Raw genomic sequence first — 22,123 nt, forward strand, 5'->3', positions numbered from 1 at the left:
ATACCTAAAGTCTGACGGAAAGCTGTTGTTGTGTTCTCGTTAAACTAAAATCTTCTGAACTGGGAATACTGGGTAGCCTACTAATCGAAAGCGCGAAGCATCAGGAAAGCTTAAAAATTGTCGGAAGTGCTTCATTCTCAAGGACTGCGGATTCCTGTCAAGGATCGCCTTTATCACTGTGCCGAACACAATTACACGCCTTGAAGGGAATTGAACCCACGACCCTTCAGTAACGTGAACAGAAATACATCATCCTGGATTATCAATGAATACCGTGAACATACGTTAGGGATTAATCAGTCCAGTCTTCTACTCGCAAGCCAGGAACACGATCAAATTCCCTGCGATCGTTTGTAACGATTATCAGGCCACGCGAGCGAGCATGGCCAGCAATCAATTGATCGTATGGACCGATTGGAGTTCCACTGCGGGCCAATTCAGCACGTAATTGGCCCGTATGGTTTGCTGCCGGTTCATCATACGATAACACCTCAAGGCGAGCTGCGAACCCTTCCACGACTGCAAGGTTCTTTTCAGGATGGGCAGACTTCTCCGCCCCGTAAATCAGCTCCATTAAACTGACTGAGCTGATGCACAATTGATCGTGGAAGCGGTTGAACGCCTCGCGCACTTGCTGCGGCCGGTTCTTGATCGTGAAAATGCATATATTTGTATCCAGCATGTACTTCAGCATTAGAACGCCTCGCGTTCCTGTGGAGCAGGCTGATCACGCTCATTCATGAAGTCGGAAGTCGCCTCTAAGCTATCAAACCAGCTATCCCAGACCTCACCAGCGGGTGCTATGATTCGAGTGCGCCCCACAGCAACAATATCAACGCGTTTCACATCAGCAGGCAATGCTACTGCTTTTGGCAAGCGGATAGCTTGGCTCCGGTTGCTCTGGAATACTGCTCCCTGCTCCATCTGCGTCACTCCTAGTTTTATCCATAGTGATATGATGTAGATAGTGAATCAAATGGGATATGTCAATGGGATATACGTATTCGAAGCCGACCAAACGAACCATGATCTGGCTTCAAGAAACCTAAGGCCGCTGGCCACATTGCTGCGCCCTGACCAAGACGCATCAACCGGGCGGCCTCTTCAAAGGATTTATGCAACTCCACTTCCAGATTGCCAATCAAGAAGTGAACTGTCGTTAGAGCATAGACCGCTAATCCTTGAAGGGAAATGAACCGCTGCCCCCTGCCATTGACTACGTACTGATTGCCAGTCAAGAACCCATGCTCTTTCAATTCTGACGACCAAGATAAGGTCCGAGTCGGCCATTCGGCTTTTTGCCGTGAATTGGAATAGCTGCGGCCAAGACATAACGCCGCTAGCTCCCGAATGCGAAAATCTCGCCTGGTTTTTCAGGCGGGCTTATGATTTGCGACTGGAGGATAATGGTCGCCCCGCCCCTCCAGCATGTTTTGCCTGCCACGTGGTACAGGCGAACACGACATCTTGGGCCCCATTTCCTGGGCCTTTATTTGCGGTCAATTCGTTATAAGGTTTTGGCAGTAACTTATAACTACATAGTTCAGCTCGCCTCTGATCGATCAACTCATTCGAAAGGCCCAGGATGAAAGAGATCGACATTAGCTATAGAACGATGTTTGCGGAGTTGGCGCAGCGGACAATAGATGCACAATTCGTAACAGACTTCCCTTTAGAAAGATGGTTTGTGAGGGTGACCGTCAAAGATCGCGAATATTGGTATTTCGATCTCTCCACTCCCGAGGGCAAAGACAAACGAAACTACGTCGGTCCCGCCAGCGACGAAGCGATCACAAAGCGGGTAAGAGCCCACAAAGATCAAGGACAACATCCGCGAGCGTAGACGCATGGTTAGCACGCTGCGACGCGCCGGCCTTCCCAGTCTTGATCCCTTCGCTGGTAACGTCACGAAAGCCTTAGCCGACGTTCGGTTGTTCCGGCTGCGCGCCATCTCGATTGGGTCGGTGGCATTCAGCACCTATGCTGGATTGCTCGGTGTCTGGCTTCCCTCCGCGGCGATGCAGACAGGCGACGCCAACTTCGCCCAGGACTTCGCAATATCGGCTGGCGTCCAAGATAGTCTCCCGCCAATCCTCGAAATCCTCCGGGTAGTCGATCCTGAATTCCGAGCGGTTCCGCACCAGACCGATAAGGCCAAGGTCGTCGCCTTCGTGAACGCCAAAGGCTATCGGATGGAGTTCCTGACCGGGAATCGGGGATCAAAAGAATACACAGGCAAACCGTCGCCCATGCCCGTCCTCAGCGGCGCGTCGGCAGAGAATTTGCGGTTCCTCGACTACCTGATCTATGAGCCTATCCGCACGGTGTTTCTTTTCCGCGAAGGCATAAACGTTCTCGTTCCTGCTCCCGAGAGGTATGCCATCCACAAGCTGATTGTGTCCTCTCGAAGACGCAATGACATGTTGGGGCGCTTGAAGGCCGACAAAGATCTGACGCAGGCTGCTTTGCTCTTCGCAAGCTCTCGTGAAAACGCGCCACGGCAATGAGCTTTGCGATGCTTGGGAGGAAGCATGGGCACGCGGTGATGCGTGGAAAGCGGGCATCATCAGTGACCTATCTAGATTGCCCAAAAACGGAGTTGCAGCGCTAAGAGAGACACTCGGTTCCCACGTTGTAGAAGAATTACTCAAAAAGTGATTGAAACATTTTTGCGACAAGCGAAAGACAGCAACAGACCAGTCTATGATTGCCAGGTTGGGCGTGAAAGTCCGACTTACACGACAGATTGTTGCGGCCCCACTGTCCGCTTCTATCCTCTCTTCCTGCAAGCCGACTGACACCCCCCACTCACTAACGGTCGTTGAAGCATGAAAGTAGAGCTACCGCTTTAAAGCATGTGAGCGCTAAGCCAATGTCTGGAATAAGAGCGCTTTACTGACTGACAATCTTCGACTCTCATTGCTGTCATTCAATGGGTTGATCAAAGTGTCAGAAACCGGACATGGTACAACAGCAAGAACGCGTCACATGTCTCCAGACCCTTGTAAAAGAATACAATCGAAGCAACATTATGAAACACGCAGGCGAAATACTTATCCTCACGGGACCACCCGGTTCAGGGAAGACCACCACGGGACTAGCCCTTGCCAAAGAATCCGGCTCGCCCAAGGTTCATCTACACTCGGACGACTTCTGGCACTTCATCAAAAACGGCGCCATCCCGCCGTATTTGCCCGAGGCAAATGAACAGAACGCCGTGGTCATGGACGTACTCGCAGGTGTTGCCGAAGCCTATGCCAAGGGCGGCTATTTTGTCATCGTCGATGGCATAATCGGCCCTTGGTTTCTGCAGCCGTTCAGGAGACTTGCCACGCCTCTCCATTACGTTGTCTTGCGCCCGCCGTTGGATGTTGCCATCCTCCGCTGCCAGGAGCGTGGAGGTGCCACGTTGAACGACCCGGCGCCGATCACGGCACTCCATCAACAGTTCTCATCGATGGCTCAGCTTGAAAGGCATGTTCTGTCTACCGATGGAAAAGACCGCCATGAAACGCTCGGCATGGTGATTGAGGCTGTAGAGGGCGGCAAGTTTCAATTGGCGACATAGAAGTCCCTCGCTGAGAATTGGGAATCTCCCAAGTTTGGCGATATAATTTCCACTGTTGATTTTTTCGGAGGAATTTCGATTGCAATAGTGTAAAACTCAGGTTCGAACGACAGACTTTTCAGACACAGGAAGACCATTTTCAACATCTGTCGGCTCGAAACCAGCCACTCGCGTTTCTGTCCATCACGGACATTTAAAGCTTGATCAGTGGAACGACTGCTTTGAGAAGTGTGTGAGTGGCACACCAGTTTCAAACATGAAGGCGCATTCCGGTCGGAGAGGACAATATCCCTTTCTGTCCTTCTTCTTCTCTGACGTGTCGACTTCAGGAGACAGACAGAAAACCCACCCGCTTCAATTGGGCAGGCTTTGGAATGTTTTGTGACCGAAGGGTAAAATGGACACCACCCACCCCTTCCAATCGGCCGCTTCGATCATTTGCAGAGACACGCGATCATTTCCATATCAGGCCGTGAAGTAGCTCAATATTTCTGCCGTGCTGTGCACTTCAGCAAAGGTATCTTCCAATGACACGAGTGCAGACTGGTGCAATTGGTCGTGGGGAATAATGACACCCTGATGATTAGACAGGTCTCGCGTGGCGCTGGCGTCGGCTGAGACAATCACCTGGTAACCCAGAGGAGCTGCATCCCTTGCGGCACCCGCTACACAAGCATGTGTCATCAACCCGGTAATGATCAGGGTCGTTGCACCGGCGGCCTTGAGCTGGACGTCGATATCGGTGCCTTGGAATACACTGACCTCAGATTTCCTGATGACTGCATGGTGCTTCTCTGGAGTGATATCGCGATGAAAAGCGACCGTTTCCCCGCCTTCGGCAAAAATGGGAGACCCGGAAGGTGTAATGTGCTGGACGTGGAAAACGGACATTCCAGCCTTGTCGGCTTTTTCAATCAAAAGCTTCGCATTCTCTAGTGCTGCTGCACCATTGGGGATGGGTAGTCGCCCGCTGAAATACTCCTCCTGAAAATCAATCACAAGGAGTGCCGTTACAGAAGGGTCCAGCCTGGAGGTTTCGGGAGCACCGGCGATTGCTCTTATCGTGGGATGTTGCATCATAACGTCCTCTTGTTCAAAAGATGCAATTGCTTCGCCTGGTTTCGATCGACATGAAAGTGGCTCATCGGACAATTTCTGCTAACATTGGGCCAAACGGAAGATGGAACCCTTTAATGCACACTGTAGCTGTCTTGGCCTACGACGGAATAAGCCCCTTTCATCTTTCAGTACCGGGTATCGTGTTTGGCGACGACCTGCTGAAGCTCGGCATTCCGCGATACAATTTGCATGTATGCGCAGAACGCATCGGTCCGATAAGAACGCTTTCCGGGTTTGATATCGACGTAAGACACGATTTATCGGTCGTGGAGCAGGCTGACACTGTGATCATACCTTCCTGGGGCGCTCCCGATGACATTCCCCAGAAAACACTGATTGACGCTCTGGTAAAGGCGAAAGCACGCGGTGCCAGAATTGTGGGGCTTTGCTTGGGGACATTCGTTCTGGCTTATGCAGGTCTTCTCGAAAAAAGAACTGTTTCTACACATTGGGCCTGGGCTGATGACTTCCAAAAGGCCTATCCAGACGTCCACCTCGACAGAGATGCGCTTTACTCCGACGAAGGAGACATCATTACCTCGGCTGGCACGGCGGCGGCCATTGATTGTTGTCTCTATATATTGCGGAAGGATCAGGGTGCGGAAATTGCCAATCGTGTCGCCCGAAGACTGGTCGTCGCGCCTTATCGTCATGGCGGGCAGTCCCAGTATATTGAGATGCCGATACCGGATATAAGCCGCACCAACAGTCTCTCCAAGGCAATGGACTGGGCACTGGCTCATCTGAATGAAACCATCACCGTCGACGTTCTCGCCAACCGGGCCAATATGAGCCGCCGCAGTTTCACGCGCCATTTCCGCCAGAAAACAGGGACAACCCTGGTCCAGTGGTTGCTCAATCAGCGGCTTTCCGTTGCGCAGCGCCTGTTGGAAACTGGCGATTGTTCCGTCGAGAATATCGCCAGTATGGCAGGCTTTGGTTCAACGGTTTCATTCAGGCTTCAGTTTGTTAAAACATTCACTGTGTCTCCTGCAATCTATCGCAGACATTTCAGAAGCAGAAACATCCGGTTATGATTTAACCGCACACCATTTAAAACAACACCCCATTGCATCGCTGGAATTGAAAGTTGATTGGCGGCTTTCGGGAGTTCGCAGAACGCATACTGGCAGTTCCTGACGTCATGACTGTGTTGATGAGGTACAAGCAGGCTGGAACGGTTGATCGGGGTCTCGCCTAGCGGCATCAAACTGGTTCACGTGGTGCGCAAAAGCAAGGCGTCGTTGCAACACAACTCCGGGGCAGATGGCTACGCACGAATGTACGCAGCCACGTTGTTCAGTGCAGTGAGGCGCTTGCCGCAAGCCGCTCATCCTTGTCGTGCAGTGCGAAGCGGTCAATCATATCAGCACTCGCTTCGTTGAAGCCGAGGACTTCGACCTCGTCGCCTGCCTGACGGAACTTCAATACGATCTTGTCCAACGCGCCAATTGCGGTGATGTCCCAGAGATGGGCCTTTGTCAGATCGATGATGATCCGCTTACCCTTATCCGTGAAGTCGAACGCATGGATAAAGGCTTCCGCCGACGCAAAGAAGACCTGCCCCACCACTGCATAGGTGACACTGTTTTGTTCGGCATCCTCCACGCGCGTGACCCTGAACAGACGGGCTACCTTACCAGCAAAAAAGATGCCGGACAGAAGGACGCCAACGATCACGCCTTTCGCCAAATCATGCGTTGCGACGACAGTGATGACCGTCGCCAGCATGACGACGGATGACGGAAGCGGATGGCGTCTCAGGTCGAGGATCGACCGCCAGGAGAAAGTGCCAATGGAAACCATAATCATAACCGCAACAAGCGCAGCCATGGGGATGATCTGGACGAGGTCGTTAAGGACGACGATCAGGAACAACAGGAAAGCACCCGCGACGAACGTTGAAAGCCGTCCTCGACCGCCAGATGTTACGTTGATGACCGACTGTCCGATCATGGCGCATCCGCCCATGCCGCCGATCAGTGCCGAGGCGATGTTCCCCGCGCCCTGTCCAACGCATTCCTGACTCTTGTTGCTCGGCGTGTCCGTCATGTCGTCGACGATCTGCGCGGTAAGCAGCGATTCGAGCAGGCCGACAGCAGCAAGCGTCACCGAGTATGGGAAGATGATCTGCAGCGTCTCCCAGGTCAACGGAACCTGCGGAAGCATCAGGAATGGGATAGAAGACGGTAGCTCACCGAGGTCGCCGACGGTGCGCAGGTCGATGCCAAACCACCACGCCATGGCCGTGAGGACCACGATGGCCACGAGCGGCGATGGAATCGCCTTGGTCACGTATGGAAAGAGATAGATGATGGCGAGGCCGCCTGCGATCATCACGTAGGTAAGCGTCGGGACCCCTATGAGTTCGGGCAACTGGGCCATGAAGATCAGGATCGCAAGTGCGTTGACGAAGCCCGTGATAACCGAGCGGGAGACGAAGCGGATTACGCGGCCGAGCCTCAGCCATCCCGCGACGATCTGGATGACGCCCATCAGAATAGTGGCCGCGAACAGATACTGAAGACCGTGCTCTTTGACCAACGAGATCATGACGACAGCGGTCGCAGCCGTGGCGGCAGAGATCATGCCCGGCCGACCGCCCACAAAGGCGGCCACGCAGGCAATTGCGAAGGAGGCATAGAGCCCCACCTTGGGATCGACACCCGCAATCACCGAGAAGCCTATCGCTTCCGGGATAAGCGCGAGAGCGACGACGATACCCGAAAGCACGTCGCCACGGATGTTGGAGAACCACTCCTGACGGTAGTTTGAAAGAGTTCGCATGGGAGATTTTTCACAGTTGAGGCAACGGGCCGAGGGAAACTCGGTCCTCGAAAATGGAATAGGTTGCGTTGCTGTGTTGTCTGGCGGATCGGCGGCCAGAAGAGCCACCCGGAGTTTCACCGGGTCCTTGTGGATGACGCTAAGTAGCTCACGCAGTCCAGTTTTGCAATTACGTCTCAGTCTGAACCCGCTCGCCACAAAAAATAGGCTGCGGCGTCAAGGTGCGGGTGTGGAGATAAAAAGTTGCGACACCGGTCACGTCGGGTAACGCTGCGTTGTCGTTTGGACAGAAAAACTGAAAAGATACTTCCGATCTTTCTCTACATCTTGATGCATGCAAGATATGAGACGCATAATTGCGGAGCGATTTTAGGGAATTCAATCAAATCGGACGACACATTGCCACAATCAAAGCGTCAAATCGTTGTCGAACGTCCGGGCTAATTTTCGGGCAACTCATTCTCCAGTCCAAGCAACAAATCATCCGAGAGATTACGAATTGCCCGCGTCACTTCGAGAGCCGTCCAACCTGCGTTTGTAGCGATATCAATGAGTTCGACTAATCGGGCAGAAATAGACTCTTGGCAGTCTATCTCTCTGCCTGGGTATCCTCCATCCCTTTTGGGACCGAATATCAATCCTGGCGGTGCACTCACTAGAACCTCCTCAAGAAAGTCGGCTTATCGATGATATATCTCATGACGCTCACAAGCCGAATTTCTCCTCTATGCACGAGTTTAGCACAATTTTTTGTTGCAGCTATCTATACATATCCATTCAAGCCATATTCTGAACCATCATCGCGATGCATCAATATTTATATGAGCATAATCATCCCACGGACGCGTCCAGCAGAATAAGAATCGAACTCGCCATTGCTATTTATTGTGGAGTTTGGGTTGGTGATCAGGCAAACGCTAAATAGTCACTGGGTGTGCATCTAGAATTGTATGTGCGAAACCGTGATCAGCGGGCTCGGTCCGAAGAAAACCAGTTCTCTTAACAGAAGTGGATAAGGCGGCGATGACGCAGCGTGCAGAACGCATTTCGTACGTTCTTCGCACCTATTCGACGGAGATAGTGAGGTTCAGCGTGTGCGCTTTGTGCCCACCGAAAGGGCCTCAAAAACTTCCCTCTCCAATTTCTATAGCAGGCTGACCAAATCTGTTTTCATTGGATCTCCTTTCAGGAGTTCCATCTCAATGATCGTCCATAGTGCGATCATTGCCGGCGAATCCTGCGTACCTCGATTGAAAATAAATGCTCGATATCCAACCACTCAAGCACCCCGCGGTCCAGATTACATACCATATCCCGGACTTCCCACCATCATAACAACGTTTTACACCTGCCGCGAAATACGGCCACGCGCAGACAATCCAACCGAACGAACTCATCCTCTGAATATGTACTGGGCCATATGTATCAGAGCGGGTCGTAGCAAAGAACCACCAAGCAACCCAGTTCAGGAAAACGAAGGCGAGAGGGATTGTAATCGTAAGGAAGCCGCCCAATCCGACCCTTGAATGAAAACAAAGAAATCATAGTGTCTCCGCTTCGCAACGATGTTGGATTTAAAAGACCATCAAGGCATGAACATTGCCACTGCGGCGGCGCCCATTACCAGGGTGGCAATCCAGCCGAGTGTTAAAAGCGGTAATCCAATTCGGTAAGCACCCATCACAGATTTGTTTGAAGCAAGCAGAATCACCACCACCATCAAAGGAACGGCCACGACCCCGTTTATTACCGCACTCCAAAATAAGGCCTTCATGGGACTTATGGGGGAATATTGAATCACAAGCCCGAGCAAAATACTAACTGTGATAATGCCATAAAAGCCCCGTGCGTCAGTTGCTTTGAGTTCAAGACCGGATTTCCAGCCCAGAGCTTCAGATAATGCGTACGCACCGGCCCCGGCCAGAACAGGCACGCCAATGAGACCGACACCAAGAATGCCAAGTGCGAACAAAATATAAGCAAAATTGCCCGCCAGCGGCTTAAGCGCAGAGGCTGCTTGGGCAGCGGTTTCAATATTTGTTATGCCCTGTACGTTCAATGTGACCGCGGTAGCCAGTATAATAAAGAAGGCCGTGACGTTGGAATATAGCATACCACTCCAAGTATCCCAGCGTATGCGCTGAAGCTCCCTAGGGGCGGCGGCCGCATCCCTTGAAAGGGGAGCTTCATTGTTTCTTCCATGCATTTCTTCTACTTCCTCTGAAGCTTGCCAGAAAAAAAGATAAGGACTGATCGTAGTGCCGAAAACACCGATGATCATGGCAGCGGGATTAGAATCCACGGCAAATGTCGGCCACATCGTGCGCCGCGCCACTTCCGCCCACGGAACGTGCACAGCGAATAAAACACCGGCATACGCCAGTAAGGAGAGTGTGAGCCACTTGAGGAAATAGACATAGCGATGATACGGGATGAATACTTGAAGCAAAAGCGTCGCAACTACAAACAAGGCTGTCATCAGATGGCGGTCGACACCACTGACCAGTTCGGCAACTTCACCCATCGCTGCGACATCAGCGGCTATATTAAGTACGTTGGCGATTAACAGCAACAAGACAACGCTTCTGACAACAATTGGCGGATACGTTTGCTTGATATTGGCGGCCAAACCCTTTCCTGTGACGCGACCAATGCGACCGCACATAGATTGCATTGCCGCCATCAGCGGGAAGGCAACAGGCATGGTCCACAGCATATTGAAACCAAACTGAGCACCAGCCTGAGAATAGGTTGCAATTCCACTGGGATCATCGTCCGCCACGCCAGTAATCAGGCCCGGCCCCACACGCGACAGGGGGTGCTGTTTTAGGCGTGACCAAAGAAACTCAAACCGAATCCCTGTTTGAGACTTCTTCATGCTTCCTTTGCCAAGTGCCATGAGCCCGCCCCTAGATCAGTCTAGAACCAATTCGGGTATTTTTCGAATATCAGTTCGACCAGAATACAGACGTCAAAGCCCGCTTCGCTTTAAGAAAAAACTATCGCGAATGCATCCTATTCAAGGTATACCTTTGCGCCTAGTTCCGGCAACAATATTCAAGGGAGATCCGTTTTTCGAAGGATCCGCGGGCCGTTGAGCTCGATCTTAAGCGTGAACGAAGCGATCAACTCACAGAAACACCGCTTTATTGCAGTATATCCGCACAAAAGACGGCAACGCACACACGATTGAAAGCGATGGCACGTGCATGCCTGACTGTGCATATCGCTCCTGAGATCAAAAACTCTGATTTAATTTGATCTCAAACAATGCGACGCAATTTTGCAGCTGTTATTGTCTATGCTGTCGGCAAAAATTTCGGGCTAAAATTCTTTAAACGCAGCGTGAGACCAATAATCTAAATAGCATTGTGCTAGAGCGCATCCCGAAAAGTGTGAAACGGTTTTCGGAAAAGATGCGCGTAAAAACAAATGATTAGAGCGCCGATCTGATCCAATCAGATCGAAACGCGCTCTAGTGTAGTCGATCTGAAGCAAAGGAAATGCGGCTTGGACAAGCAGCTGATTACTTTCAATGCCGGTTCGTCCAGCGTGAAAATCGGTTTTTTCGCGTATGATGGGGAACAGATCGTAAAATTCTCCCGAGGTGGGATCGATCTGAACGGCTCACCCTTAACCTTTCGCTTACGGGGAGAACTTTGCAACCTAGATATCGTATTAGATACATCTGGTGCAGATGAGATCGCTGTGATCGTTGAAGAACTTTTCTCGAGGCTCTCGACGCATACAAATCTCTCCCGTATGCTGGCAGTTGGCCACCGGGTGGTTTTCGGCGGTGACCAATTCATCCAGCCAATCTTGGTCGATGATAAGCACATCAACGCAATTGAAAGATTGTCAAGTTTTGCTCCGTTGCACCAAGCGAAAAGCGTCGCTTTAATCAGAGGCATCCAAAAGCTCTTTCCGCACGTCAAGCAAACCGTATCCTTTGATACTGCGTTTCATCAAACTATCCCGGAAGTCATTCGCCGCTTCGCGCTTCCACGTGAATTCCACGAGCGTGGCTTAAAGCGATATGGCTTTCATGGCCTCTCCTATAAGTCGATAATCGGCAGTTTTTCCCAGAAGCAGCCAAAGCTTGCTGTCGGAAGGATCGTAGTCGCACATTTAGGCAGCGGAGCCAGTCTTTGCGCCATCAAGGGGGGCAAAAGCATCGATACAAGCATGAGCTTCTCGACACTGGACGGTATTCCGATGGCAACCCGCTGCGGAGCACTCGATCCGGGCTTGCTTCTTTATTTTCTGCAACAAGAGAACATGTTTCCAGATGCGCTATCAGATTTGCTCTATCATCGCTCGGGCCTTCTCGGACTCTCCGGAATAAGCGGTGATACGCGCGATCTCCTTGAAAGCAACGCACCCCATGCCCGTGAGGCTCTTGAAGTATTCACTCTGCGTATAGCTGGTGAAATTGCCCGTCTTGTTTCCACTCTTGGCGGTCTCGACGCACTCATTTTCACTGCCGGAATTGGGGAGAACCAGCCAGAGATTCGCGCTGCGGTTTGCCTACGCCTCTCTTGGCTAGGGATAGATCTCAATATTAGTGCCAACAATCGAAATACGTTCCGGATCACCACCAACTCGAGCCGTACGGCTGCATTTGTACTTCCTACCGACGAAGAACGTATCATCGCCTTGGAAACACTTCAGGTTCTTGAGAACAGCGCCGCTTAAACCATAACTGACATGACTGCGTAAATCAGTGAAGGAGACGAAGCATGAGCAGGGCATCACCTCTTGGTCCTCTTAATTCCGAGGAGCTTTCGCTAATTGATCGATATTGGCGCGCGGCCAACTATCTATCGGTAGGGCAGATTTACCTCATGGACAATCCGCTCCTGCGCAAACCGCTTGAACCGGAACATATTAAGCCCAGATTGCTCGGTCATTGGGGTACGACGCCTGGCCTCAATTTCATTTATGCTCATCTTAATCGCATTATCAAGCAACAGGCTGCCAATGTAATCTACATATGCGGCCCCGGTCACGGCGGTCCGGGCATTGTGGCGAACACCTATCTCGAAGGAGTGTACTCGGAGATATACCCCGCAATAAGTCAGGACGAAGCAGGCATGGGCAAGTTATTTCGCCAGTTTTCATTTCCTGGCGGCATACCAAGCCACGTCGCGCCTGAAACACCAGGTTCAATTCATGAAGGCGGAGAACTTGGATACTCCCTCGTGCATGCCTATGGCGCCGCTTTCGACAACCCAAATCTGGTGGTTGCTTGTGTCGTAGGCGATGGCGAAGCAGAAACAGCAACGCTTGCCGCTTCATGGCATTCAAACAAATTTCTCAATCCCTCCCGCGATGGCGCAGTCCTGCCGATCCTGCACCTCAATGGCTACAAAATAGCGAACCCTACTATACTCGCGAGACTAGCAGATAATGACCTAACGAACTTGTTCATCGGTTATGGCTACGAACCGTTCTTCGTCGAGGGCAGCGAGCCGGAAGCAATGCATCAGAAAATGGCGCAAACACTTGACGCGGTCTTCGAACGTATTGCTACAATCAAGAAGAATGCCGATGTTAAATCACCAGAACGTCCGTTCTGGCCCATGATCATCCTGCGAAGCCCGAAAGGCTGGACGGGTCCCAAAACAGTCGACGGTCAAATTGTAGAGAATTACTGGCGTTCGCATCAGGTGCCTGTTGCGAACTGCCGGGAAAACAGCGGACACAGAAAGATCCTCGAAAACTGGCTAAATAGCTACAGTCCGGAGGACTTGTTTGACGAAATGGGTACATTGAAACCCGAATTACGTGAGCTCGCTCCAAAAGGCGAGTTACGCATGGCTGCCAATCCACATGCCAATGGAGGATTGCTGCGCACCGAACTTCACACACCCGATATCCGTAAATATGCTGTGTCTATGGATCAACCTGGCGTGAAAGAGGCACAATCAACAAGAATTTTTGGTGAATATCTCCGTGACGTTCTAATGCTGAACGAACATGAGAAGAACTTTCGCATATTTGGTCCAGACGAGACAGCTTCCAACCGTCTCGGCGCTGTTTTCGACGTTAGCGACCGTGTATGGATGGCTGAAACGCTTGATACAGATGATCATCTGTCGTCAGACGGGCGGGTATTGGAAGTATTAAGCGAGAACTTGTGCCAAGGTTGGCTCGAAGGCTATTTGCTGACCGGAAGGCACGGGTTCTTCTCTTGCTATGAAGCTTTCATCCACATCGTTGATGCGATGTTCAATCAACATGCGAAATGGTTGCAGGTTGCGCAAAAATTGGAATGGCGAAAGCCTGTATCGTCACTCAATTATCTCTTGACGTCTCATGTGTGGCGTCAGGATCACAACGGTTTCTCTCATCAAGACCCAGGCTTTGTTGATCTCGTCGCCAACAAAAGTGCAGACGTGGTTCGAGTTTATTTTCCACCGGACGCCAACACGTTGCTGTGGGTTGGCGATCATTGCCTGAAAACCTGGAACCGAGTGAACGTGATAGTGGCGGGGAAGCAGCCAGAACTACAATGGCTCGCAATGGAGGACGCCATACGCCATTGCGAAGCGGGTCTGGGCATATGGGACTGGGCCGGGACGGAAGACGGTCTGGAACCAGACATACTGATGACTTGCGCGGGCGATGTCCCGACCATGGAAACCCTTGCTGCGGTTGATCTACTGCGTCAGTCTCTACCGCACCTGCGCATCCGCGTTGTCAATGTCGTGGACCTGATGGTTTTACAGTCACCGCAGCATCATTCGCACGGTATTTCTGATGAAGATTTTGACCTGATGTTCACAACCCACCGTCCGGTCATCTTCGCTTATCACGGCTATCCTTATCTCATTCACAGGCTCATTTATAAGCGCGCCAACCACCCTAACTTCCACGTGCGAGGCTTCATCGAAAAGGGGACAACGACAACGCCTTTCGATATGGCGGTTCTCAACGAACTGGACCGCTTTCATCTGGCGATTGAGGCGATAAGGCGTTTGCCATTAAACAACGAGGTAGCGCTACCTCTGATTGCCAACTTCGAGGAAAAACTGACATTGCATAAGAAATACGTTTGCGATCATGGCGAGGACATGCCGGAAATCAGGGATTGGAAATGGCCTTACACCAGATGAACCAGGCGTTCTCAAAACCGCCCACGAAAGCCGTATCGAATGATTAAATCCTCTGGCCCTTGAAGAAGGAAGACAAACTGTGCTGAAGCTGAAGTTTCTGGGGGGAGCCGGAACTGTGACCGGTTCAAAATTCTTGCTCTCATTCAATGCGAATAACATTCTCATTGACTGCGGGCTTTTTCAGGGACTGAAGAACCTACGAGGGTGGCGTCGCCTTAACCGATTGCGGACGTCGTGAGTTCTTGAAGGGCGAATTTCAGAGCGCAGTCGACAATGCGATTTCACGCCAGGTAGTGACGGCGATTGCGCGGAGTTGGCGGTGTTCGTCGGCGGTCAAGCATTTGCGGTGAAGGAGAAACAGATTGGCGGTCTGGCCGTGAGTTGAGACGAAGCGTTGACATTGTCGCGCGGACTTGAAGCGCATCATACGTTGCTCTCGTCGTCGTACTGGTAGATGCGAATTCTCAGCTCGATTGTTCAATCTCTTGTGCGAGCGATGTTCGACGCCAGGCATCAACTCGGCCTTCGCGGCCGAATAGGAACGCAGCTTATCGGTTACCATCACGCGGGGTGGTCCCCCGGGCCCTTGAGCAGTTTTCTCATCAAACGAAGCGCTGCTACCTTGCTCCTTCGGCTTTGCAGCAGGGCATCGAGGACGTAACCGTTGGCATCTACGGCGCGCCACAGCCAGTATTTCTTTCCCTTGATCGTCACCACCATCTCATCGAGCTGCCACTTGTCGGCAAAGTGGCCTCGTGAGCGGCGGCGGAATTGATGAGCGAACTTCAAGCCGAATTTCGCCGCCCACTCGGCGACGGTCTGAAACGTGACGATGATGCCGCGCTCCGCCAACAGATATTCCACGTCGCGCAGGCTCAACGGGAACCGATAATGGAGCCACACCGCATGTGCGATGATCTCGGCAGGAAATCGGTGGCGTTTGAAGTGGGCATGTCGGGCTTCGGTCATGACGCTTGAATAACAAGTCAATTCAAACCAGCCGGTTAAGGCGACGCTATCGTGGAGGCCGTTGTTCGCAGGCTTTCGCGAAAATCATTCCCCCTTCTTGATTGGGAGGAACTTAAATGCCGAATTGGTCAAAGTCCTTGCTCGGACAGGTGTGCATAGCACTTGTTCTCGGTGTCACCGCTGGCTTCTTCATACCTGACATGGCGATGCAAATGAAACCGCTCGGCGATGGTTTTATCAAACTGATCAAGATACTGGTTCCAGCGATTGTCTTTTGTGTGGTTGTACATGGAATTGCTGGCGCTGGCAGCCTCACCAAGGTTGGGCGCGTCGGCGTCCGGGCTCTTATCTATTTCGAGGTCGTCACCACAATCGCGCTCGCGCTCGGCATCGTTGTTGCATATGTCTTTGGTCCGGGCCACGGCATGAACATCGATGTCAGCAAGCTCGATGCGTCCGCCCTTTCCACCTATGTGGAAAAGGCACACGATGTCTCCAGCGGCGGCACGGTAGAGTTCCTGATGAAGCTCATACCCACCACGATTGTGAGTGGTTTCGTCCAGGGTGACATCCTGCAGGTACTTCTGGTTGCTATCCTCTTTGGTTGCGCACTTGCACAAGTTGGCGAGCGCGCCAGGCCGCTTCTCCATATCATCGAGATGGCTGGCGAAGTCGTCTTCAAAATCATGGCATTTATCGTTCGCCTGGCACCGTTTGGCGTATTTGGCGCCATAGCCTACACAGTCGGCAGGTACGGCATCGGATCATTGGCGCAACTGGGCTACCTGGTGGTTTTGTTCTACCTGACAATTGCGCTTTTCGTCGCCATCGTACTCGGTTCCATACTGAGGGCTGCCGGTTTCAGCATCGTGAAGCTGCTGCGCTATTTGCGCACTGAAGTCAGTATTGTTGCGGGTACAGCCTCGAGCGATGCAGTCTTGCCCCAGACCATGCGCAAACTTGAACATCTGGGTATAAAAGACTCCACAGTCGGCCTCGTCATCCCAACCGGGTATTCGTTCAACCTTGACGCATTCTCGATATAATTGACACTTGCCGCCGTATTCATAGCCCAAGCCACGAATACCCCACTTGCGTTCGGCGATCTCCTGGCAATTCTCGGTGTTGCTTTGGTAACGTCCAAAGGTGCTCATGGCGTGCCGGGTTCGGCGATTGTCATTCTTGCCGCGACGCTGGCAGCCATCCCCAGCATCCCTGCCATAGGGCTGGTCCTTGTACTCTCGGTGGATTGGTTCATGGGCATTGCGCGCGCACTCGGCAACTATATCGGCAATTGCGTGGCAACCGTCGTCATCGCATCCTGGGTAGGCGATATTGATAAGGATCGCGCCCGCAGGATACTGGACGGACAAAGCGTGTCGGCACCGGATTTACCGGTTGTCGAAGCAATCACGCAGAACATTGGCAAGCCGGATCCGCTATCCCGACCGCAGATGTGACGCGATGAAAAACCTGCATCAGATGGTTTCCAAATACGGATGGAAGGGAAACCATCTGATATTGCAGCTTTGTACGAATAGTTTTCTACAAGGGTTGCTGAGCTCTATACAGGAAAAGCGATAAAACGGACTTTTAGAACTCCGCGAGCAAACCATTCCCTCATCAATGCGAAGATGTGCACGACGACGTAGAAAAGAACGAAACTCTATCGGTTAGACCGAAGGCAACGGGTGAGGAAACGGGCAATAGACCTACGACCCTTCTGGCATCAGCACGCAACGGTGCCCCGGCCTCAACCGTGTGACGTGCGTAAATCCGGCCTGAGGACAGTCGGAGCGCAAATCGCCCGCCCGCTCGAACTTATCCTTCTTGTGACGGCCGGCACTTCGATTTGAAAAGACATTTTTATTCTGACAAACCAGATACTCAACATACAGGAGAGCAGAATCAAACATTATGCATTGTGAAAGTTTGCGACACGGAAATCGTGGATACGATCTGCGCCAAACAGGAACCAATTTTCAGTTGAACACGGCTTCGCCATAAGTATTGTGTGGATTCACCCCAATCAATCGCACAGTCCAATCCAGGCACGAAAATAAAATGAAACTTTTTTACACCGCCTTCATTATTGCAATTGCCACCACTGCTAGCGCGAACGCGGAAAGAAAGCCCACAATTCTGGATCTCGCTGAGCAGGGTTATGAAATTAAATCGGCGACGGGAAACTATGTATTTTTGCAGAATGAAGAGAAAATTTACATCTGTTCCTTTCTGCAGGTTAGCGAATACAATGTTGCCTCGGGTGACATTGATGCCATCAAGTTCGACTGCGCTGCCGTGGTCAAGTAATTTTGCCACAAGATCCGGCGCGCACCATAGCCGCTCCAGTTTTCATCCAGATTAGTCAGTTCGGACAGATAATGAAAATAGTAGTTTTTGCTCTCGCCGTGATCCAGATCGTGATTGGTCTGTTGTTTATCATTGACGACCCTTCAACGCAGCGATTGATACTGGGGACAATATCATTTGGACTCGGATCAGTTTGTTTTGGACTTGCAGTGATGATCGGGCAGCTGGATTCCATTCGATTCAACCGCAACTAATCTGTTCTCGGGGTCCGCCTTGAAGCAAAAAACTGAATCCGTTCCCCACCGCAGCTCGAGTATCAAAGCCGGCTTTGTTCAGTTACCGGATCAGGTTGATCCCACACCCAAAGTTCATTCGTCAGACTACGGCGCATCGGGAGCTTCGGCACCAGATTGACATTGTTCTCCCGAAACATCCTCTTTAGGTGGCAAAATGATCATTCTGCAGAAACCTGCTCTTTCCTTGAAATGCCGAGTTCAGAAGTGCTTCTTGTTCGAATGTGCCACTGCCCCAACGAGATAGAGAAACGGTAAGAATGGCTGACGATCGTAGCATTACTATCACCTATGCGCCGAACGTGGATCAGATACCGGACTATGTTCTGGGCTTTGAACATCAGGCCTATCAAAATTACCGGATGATGTTCGACCGGTCGTGGGATCGGCATTTCTGGTGGATCAGAACGAACCTTTCCTTTTGGTCCGCCGTTGTTGCCGGCCTCATTTGTTCTGTAACGTTGGCATTTATCCCCGGGGCACGGGCCAGCCTTGATTATTGGATCCTAGCGCCTGCGCCTCTTGTCGCAATTGCTGTATGGCTTGTCCTGTGGATCGGCTCGAAAAAGTCAAATCGCGAATATAGTGAAACCATAGCGCACTGGAATATCGAACAGGAGCTTGCCTTCTCTCCTCACTTCCATGTCAAAATTGGACCAACGGGCTTCAGACAGGCCACACGAATCTATACGATCGAACTGAGTTGGGCGATGTACCATCATGCAATCTTGCAGTCAGACAATCTGATCCTGGTTTTTCAAGGCACTGTCGCAGTAATTCCAAACAAAGCGCTACCGACAGCTCCCCAGGATATTGTCAATCGGATCCATTTATGGTCTGCGGCCCAGCAAAACGAAATAAAGCCTTTGCTCACTCTGTGAGATTTAACCACGGGCTACAATTCGGATGTGCTTCCTTGAGATGGCCAGCAAGGCAATCGACATGCCCGCACTGTTGTCGAATGCGTCAATTCAGCCAAACACGTCAGCCGTCTTCCTGACCATGCCCTCGACGTCAGCCCAGCTACACAGACTACCATCGGGGGATAATCTGTGTGCTCGACATGCTCCTTGAATAACGACCCTTTATAAATGTTCCCCCTCGCGGAACAACTAGGTAGGCATTCAACATCGCGCGCTCGTCGTAGCGCAAGCTCACGCTGTCGTCGTGAAGGCGATAGTTCCTGATTGAGAATTGCTCCCTTCACAAATCGGCAACGAAAGGTGTTGCAGGGTTTGGGAGTTTTGTGACACCAGAGGCGGCAATCTACCAGAATGAGTGGCGATGAAAGCAGATCTGACGTAATACTCCTAAATGCCCGCTGCTGTTTCGCCGAGGATCGCCGATTTTGTGAACGCCCTTCCGTTGAAGGAGGGGCTTCGCATACTCGAAATCGGATGTGGTCCAGGTGTTGCCGCACGAGAGGTCAGTCGAAACATTGGAAGCGGCTTCGTGCTTGCCATAGATCGGTCCGAAAAGGCGATACGCCTGGCGCGCACCGGATCAGAGCAAGAAATTGAATCAGGCCGCCTGGAGTTTAGGCAGGTGGCAATTGAACATCTCAAGCTTTCAGCACGTGATGAACTTTTCGACATGGCGTTCGCAATGCGCGTCGGTGCACTGGATGGCCGTCATCCAGAAGTCACCAGGCTTGCAATCAAGAGCATCAGGGCTGCACTGAAACCAACGGGCAGGCTGTTCATCGATGGCGGCAATCCGTTAAGAGAAGTTTCGCTGCAACCTTGACTGTCGAGCCGAGGAGCGCCACGTCATTGTGAAACGTGGCTCTATCAACAATTTCGAAGCGACGCTCCACCATAGTCATGGCGACCACCTGTTGCTCAGCCAGCACTAGGCCGAAAGCTCTCTTCTGATAATCTCCGCACCTGCACTCAAGGCCCGCAGCTTTCCAGTCGCCACTTGACGAGACAAGGGTGCCATGCCGCAGTTCGTGCAAGGATAGAGCTTGTCGGCATCGACGAACTTAAGGGCTTTCCGCAGAGTGTTGGCAACTTCCTCCGGGGTTTCCACGGCGTTGGTTGCCACGTCGATGGCGCCCACCATCACCTTCTTGCCTCGAACAAGTTCGATAAGTTCGATTGGAACATGCGAGTTATGGCATTCCAGCGAGATTAGATCGACACTCGATTTCTGTAGCTTGGGGAATGTTTCCTCATATTGCCGCCACTCTGTTCCCAGGGTCTTTTTCCAATCTGTATTGGCCTTGATGCCGTAACCATAGCAAATATGCACGGCAGTCTCGCACCGAAGCCCCTCCATTGCCTTCTCGAGGGTTTCGACGCCCCAATCATTCACCTCGTCAAAGAAGACGTTAAACGCCGGTTCGTCGAACTGGATGATATCGACACCGGCAGCCTCCAGTTCCCTCGCTTCGTCATTGAGGGCCTTGGCGAATTCCCAGGCCAGCTTCTCTCGACTTTTATAATATGCATCATAGAGCGTATCGATCATGGTCATTGGCCCCGGCAAGGCCCATTTGATGGGCTGCCGGGTCTGCTGACGTAAGAACTGGGCGTCTTCGACAAAAACCGGCTTTGGACGCGATACAGCACCAACGACTGTCGGCACACTCGCATCATAGCGATTGCGGATCCTGACCGTTTCACGCTTTTCAAAGTCAACTCCGTCAAGGTGCTCGATAAACGTCGTGACAAAATGCTGGCGTGTTTGCTCGCCGTCACTGACGATGTGAATGCCTGCCTGTCGCTGATCGTCCAATGCCAGACGCAGGGCATCCCGTTTACCTTCAATCAACTGCTCATCCTGCAATTTCCAGGGGGACCAGAGTTTCTCAGGTTGTGCAAGCCACGAAGGTTTAGGCAAGCTACCAGCGGTAGATGTGGGCAACAGTTTTTTCATGATGGGCGACCTTATGTATCGACTTACTAAAGGGAGTAATTGGCAGACCATTCTTCAAGAACGGTCTTATATGGCTTCATGAAGTGCTCCTCAGCAAACCTCCCCTGCTCAACAGCAAGCCTGCTACGCTCTTCGCGATCGTAGACAATGCGAGTCAGTGAATAGTCCTGATGGTTCAAATCTGGCTGATAACAGGCCCCGGCCACGGAATTGGCGTTATAAATCTCGGGTCTATAGATCTTCTGAAAGGTTTCCATCGTGCTGATCGTGCTGATGAGTTCAAGATTGGTATAATCGCCGAGGAGATCGCCGACAAAATAGAAGGCAAACGGCGCAACGCTGTTCGGCGGCATGAAGAAGCGTACCTTTAACCCCATTTTCTGGAAATACTGATCCGTCAAAGACAGTTCATTTTGTTGATATTCTGCGCCCAATACAGGATGGCGATTTCCAGTACGATGATATGTTTTACTGCTGGAGACACTCAGGCATATGACTGGCGGCTTACGAAACTGCTCTTTGTAAGTATTCGAGTTGAGGAAGCATTTGAACAGTTTTCCATGGAGGTCCCCGAAGTCATCCGGAATGCTGAACGTGGTGCGACCATTATTGTATTCGGGCAGCACGACGCTGAAGTCATAATCACGCACGTAAGAAGAGAAATTGTTCCCAACGATACCTTCGACGCGTTCATTTGTCTTCCGATCGACGATATTCGCTCTCAATATTTCAATGAGTGGGAAAGTATTCTTGCTGCCTTCCGCATCAATGACCATCTCCACCGAAATAATCTCGAGTTTAACGGAATAGCGATCGCCTGTTGGGTTGTCCCAATGCACCAGCGCGTTGAAACGGTTGTCAATCATCCTCAAGGCGTTGCGCAGGTTCTCCTGGCGATTTTCTCCTCTGGCCAAATTGGCAAAATTCGTCGTGATACGCGTACTGTCCAAGGGGAGATAGTTCTCATCAAAATGATGGCTCTTGACGCGGAATGTAAAGTCGTGACGCATCGTGATCCGCGGGCGATCGACGACCGGCCCGCCCCTGGCGGCGACTGGAATTGCGGTTTGAGACAT

At 51.6% G+C, this 22,123-nt stretch carries 15 protein-coding genes, 3 pseudogenes and 1 other annotated feature; of the genes and pseudogenes, 9 read left to right on the forward strand and 9 right to left on the reverse strand.

Annotated elements, in window-relative coordinates; translation table 11 throughout:
• Positions 1-292: 292 nt before the first annotated feature.
• Complete coding sequence (gene vapC, locus ABDF71_RS19100) at positions 293-694, reverse strand: type II toxin-antitoxin system tRNA(fMet)-specific endonuclease VapC (protein ID WP_258125147.1); 402 nt, start codon at positions 692-694, stop codon at positions 293-295.
• A complete protein-coding gene (vapB, locus tag ABDF71_RS19105) occupies positions 694-924 on the reverse strand; it encodes a type II toxin-antitoxin system VapB family antitoxin (protein ID WP_010660354.1) in 231 nt (76 codons plus the stop codon). Before vapB ends, vapC begins: the two co-directional genes overlap by 1 nt.
• 661 nt (positions 925-1,585) lie before the next feature.
• Between vapB and ABDF71_RS19110 the strand changes: the two are divergent.
• Together ABDF71_RS19110 and ABDF71_RS19115 are read left to right on the forward strand one after the other, a co-directional pair.
• Positions 1,586-2,658 (forward strand): annotated as a pseudogene (locus ABDF71_RS19110) (nucleotidyltransferase family protein).
• Between the two features lie 373 nt (positions 2,659-3,031).
• Positions 3,032-3,568 carry an ATP-binding protein gene (locus ABDF71_RS19115; protein WP_010660385.1) on the forward strand — a complete coding sequence of 179 codons (537 nt, stop codon included), beginning with the start codon at positions 3,032-3,034 and terminating at the stop codon, positions 3,566-3,568.
• A 465-nt stretch (positions 3,569-4,033) separates the two neighbouring features.
• On the opposite strand, the gene ABDF71_RS19120 is transcribed toward ABDF71_RS19115, so the two are convergent.
• Positions 4,034-4,648, reverse strand: coding sequence for an isochorismatase family protein (locus ABDF71_RS19120; protein WP_500061701.1), 615 nt, complete (start codon positions 4,646-4,648; stop codon positions 4,034-4,036).
• Positions 4,649-4,674: 26 nt separating this feature from the next.
• On the opposite strand from ABDF71_RS19120, the gene ABDF71_RS19125 reads away from it, so the two are divergent.
• Positions 4,675-5,724, forward strand: coding sequence for a GlxA family transcriptional regulator (locus tag ABDF71_RS19125; RefSeq protein WP_235907984.1), 1,050 nt, complete (start codon positions 4,675-4,677; stop codon positions 5,722-5,724).
• A 262-nt stretch (positions 5,725-5,986) separates the two neighbouring features.
• On the opposite strand, the gene ABDF71_RS19130 is transcribed toward ABDF71_RS19125, so the two are convergent.
• The 3 genes from ABDF71_RS19130 to ABDF71_RS19140 form a co-directional block, all read right to left on the reverse strand.
• On the reverse strand, positions 5,987-7,474 hold the full coding sequence (locus tag ABDF71_RS19130) for a SulP family inorganic anion transporter (protein WP_094515222.1): 1,488 nt from the start codon (positions 7,472-7,474) through the stop codon (positions 5,987-5,989).
• 74 nt (positions 7,475-7,548) lie between these two features.
• Positions 7,549-7,604, reverse strand: a sequence feature (sul1 is cis-regulatory element that is thought to sense ions involved in sulfur or methionine metabolism; They are found in Alphaproteobacteria).
• A gap of 1,069 nt (positions 7,605-8,673) precedes the next feature.
• Positions 8,674-8,988 (reverse strand): DUF805 domain-containing protein, encoded by a 315-nt coding sequence (locus tag ABDF71_RS19135; RefSeq protein WP_432475235.1) that lies wholly within the window; start codon positions 8,986-8,988, stop codon positions 8,674-8,676.
• 71 nt (positions 8,989-9,059) lie between these two features.
• Positions 9,060-10,373: an NRAMP family divalent metal transporter gene (locus tag ABDF71_RS19140; RefSeq protein ID WP_208617829.1), complete on the reverse strand. Its 1,314-nt coding sequence runs from the start codon at positions 10,371-10,373 to the stop codon at positions 9,060-9,062.
• Between the two features lie 611 nt (positions 10,374-10,984).
• On the opposite strand from ABDF71_RS19140, the gene ABDF71_RS19145 reads away from it, so the two are divergent.
• Together ABDF71_RS19145 and ABDF71_RS19150 are read left to right on the forward strand one after the other, a co-directional pair.
• Positions 10,985-12,169, forward strand: a complete 1,185-nt coding sequence (locus tag ABDF71_RS19145) for an acetate/propionate family kinase (RefSeq protein ID WP_094515220.1) — start codon at positions 10,985-10,987, stop codon at positions 12,167-12,169.
• A gap of 44 nt (positions 12,170-12,213) precedes the next feature.
• A complete protein-coding gene (locus tag ABDF71_RS19150) occupies positions 12,214-14,592 on the forward strand; it encodes a phosphoketolase family protein (RefSeq protein WP_094515219.1) in 2,379 nt (792 codons plus the stop codon).
• 256 nt (positions 14,593-14,848) lie between these two features.
• Here the strand turns inward: ABDF71_RS19150 and ABDF71_RS19155 are convergent.
• Positions 14,849-15,561 (reverse strand): annotated as a pseudogene (locus ABDF71_RS19155) (IS6 family transposase).
• Positions 15,562-15,677: 116 nt separating this feature from the next.
• Between ABDF71_RS19155 and ABDF71_RS19160 the strand changes: the two are divergent.
• The 4 genes and pseudogenes from ABDF71_RS19160 (at position 15,678) to ABDF71_RS19175 (ending at position 19,913) form a co-directional block, all read left to right on the forward strand.
• Positions 15,678-17,021, forward strand: a pseudogene (locus tag ABDF71_RS19160) (C4-dicarboxylate transporter DctA).
• Positions 17,022-17,625: 604 nt separating this feature from the next.
• Positions 17,626-17,874, forward strand: a complete 249-nt coding sequence (locus ABDF71_RS19165; RefSeq protein WP_010660401.1) for a hypothetical protein — start codon at positions 17,626-17,628, stop codon at positions 17,872-17,874.
• 553 nt (positions 17,875-18,427) lie between these two features.
• Positions 18,428-19,048 (forward strand): hypothetical protein, encoded by a 621-nt coding sequence (locus ABDF71_RS19170; RefSeq protein WP_029928543.1) that lies wholly within the window; start codon positions 18,428-18,430, stop codon positions 19,046-19,048.
• Between the two features lie 433 nt (positions 19,049-19,481).
• Positions 19,482-19,913 carry a class I SAM-dependent methyltransferase gene (locus tag ABDF71_RS19175; RefSeq protein WP_010660404.1) on the forward strand — a complete coding sequence of 144 codons (432 nt, stop codon included), beginning with the start codon at positions 19,482-19,484 and terminating at the stop codon, positions 19,911-19,913.
• A 105-nt stretch (positions 19,914-20,018) separates the two neighbouring features.
• Here the strand turns inward: ABDF71_RS19175 and ABDF71_RS19180 are convergent, their stop codons facing one another.
• Positions 20,019-21,047, reverse strand: coding sequence for a methionine synthase (locus tag ABDF71_RS19180; RefSeq protein ID WP_094515268.1), 1,029 nt, complete (start codon positions 21,045-21,047; stop codon positions 20,019-20,021).
• Positions 21,048-21,073: 26 nt separating this feature from the next.
• Positions 21,074-22,057, reverse strand: a complete 984-nt coding sequence (locus ABDF71_RS19185; protein WP_094515267.1) for a DUF1852 domain-containing protein — start codon at positions 22,055-22,057, stop codon at positions 21,074-21,076.
• Positions 22,058-22,123 lie beyond the last annotated feature (66 nt).

The sequence above is a fragment of the Ochrobactrum sp. WV_118_8 genome (assembly GCF_039631535.1).
Classification (GTDB): Bacteria; Pseudomonadota; Alphaproteobacteria; order Rhizobiales; family Rhizobiaceae; genus Brucella; species Brucella anthropi.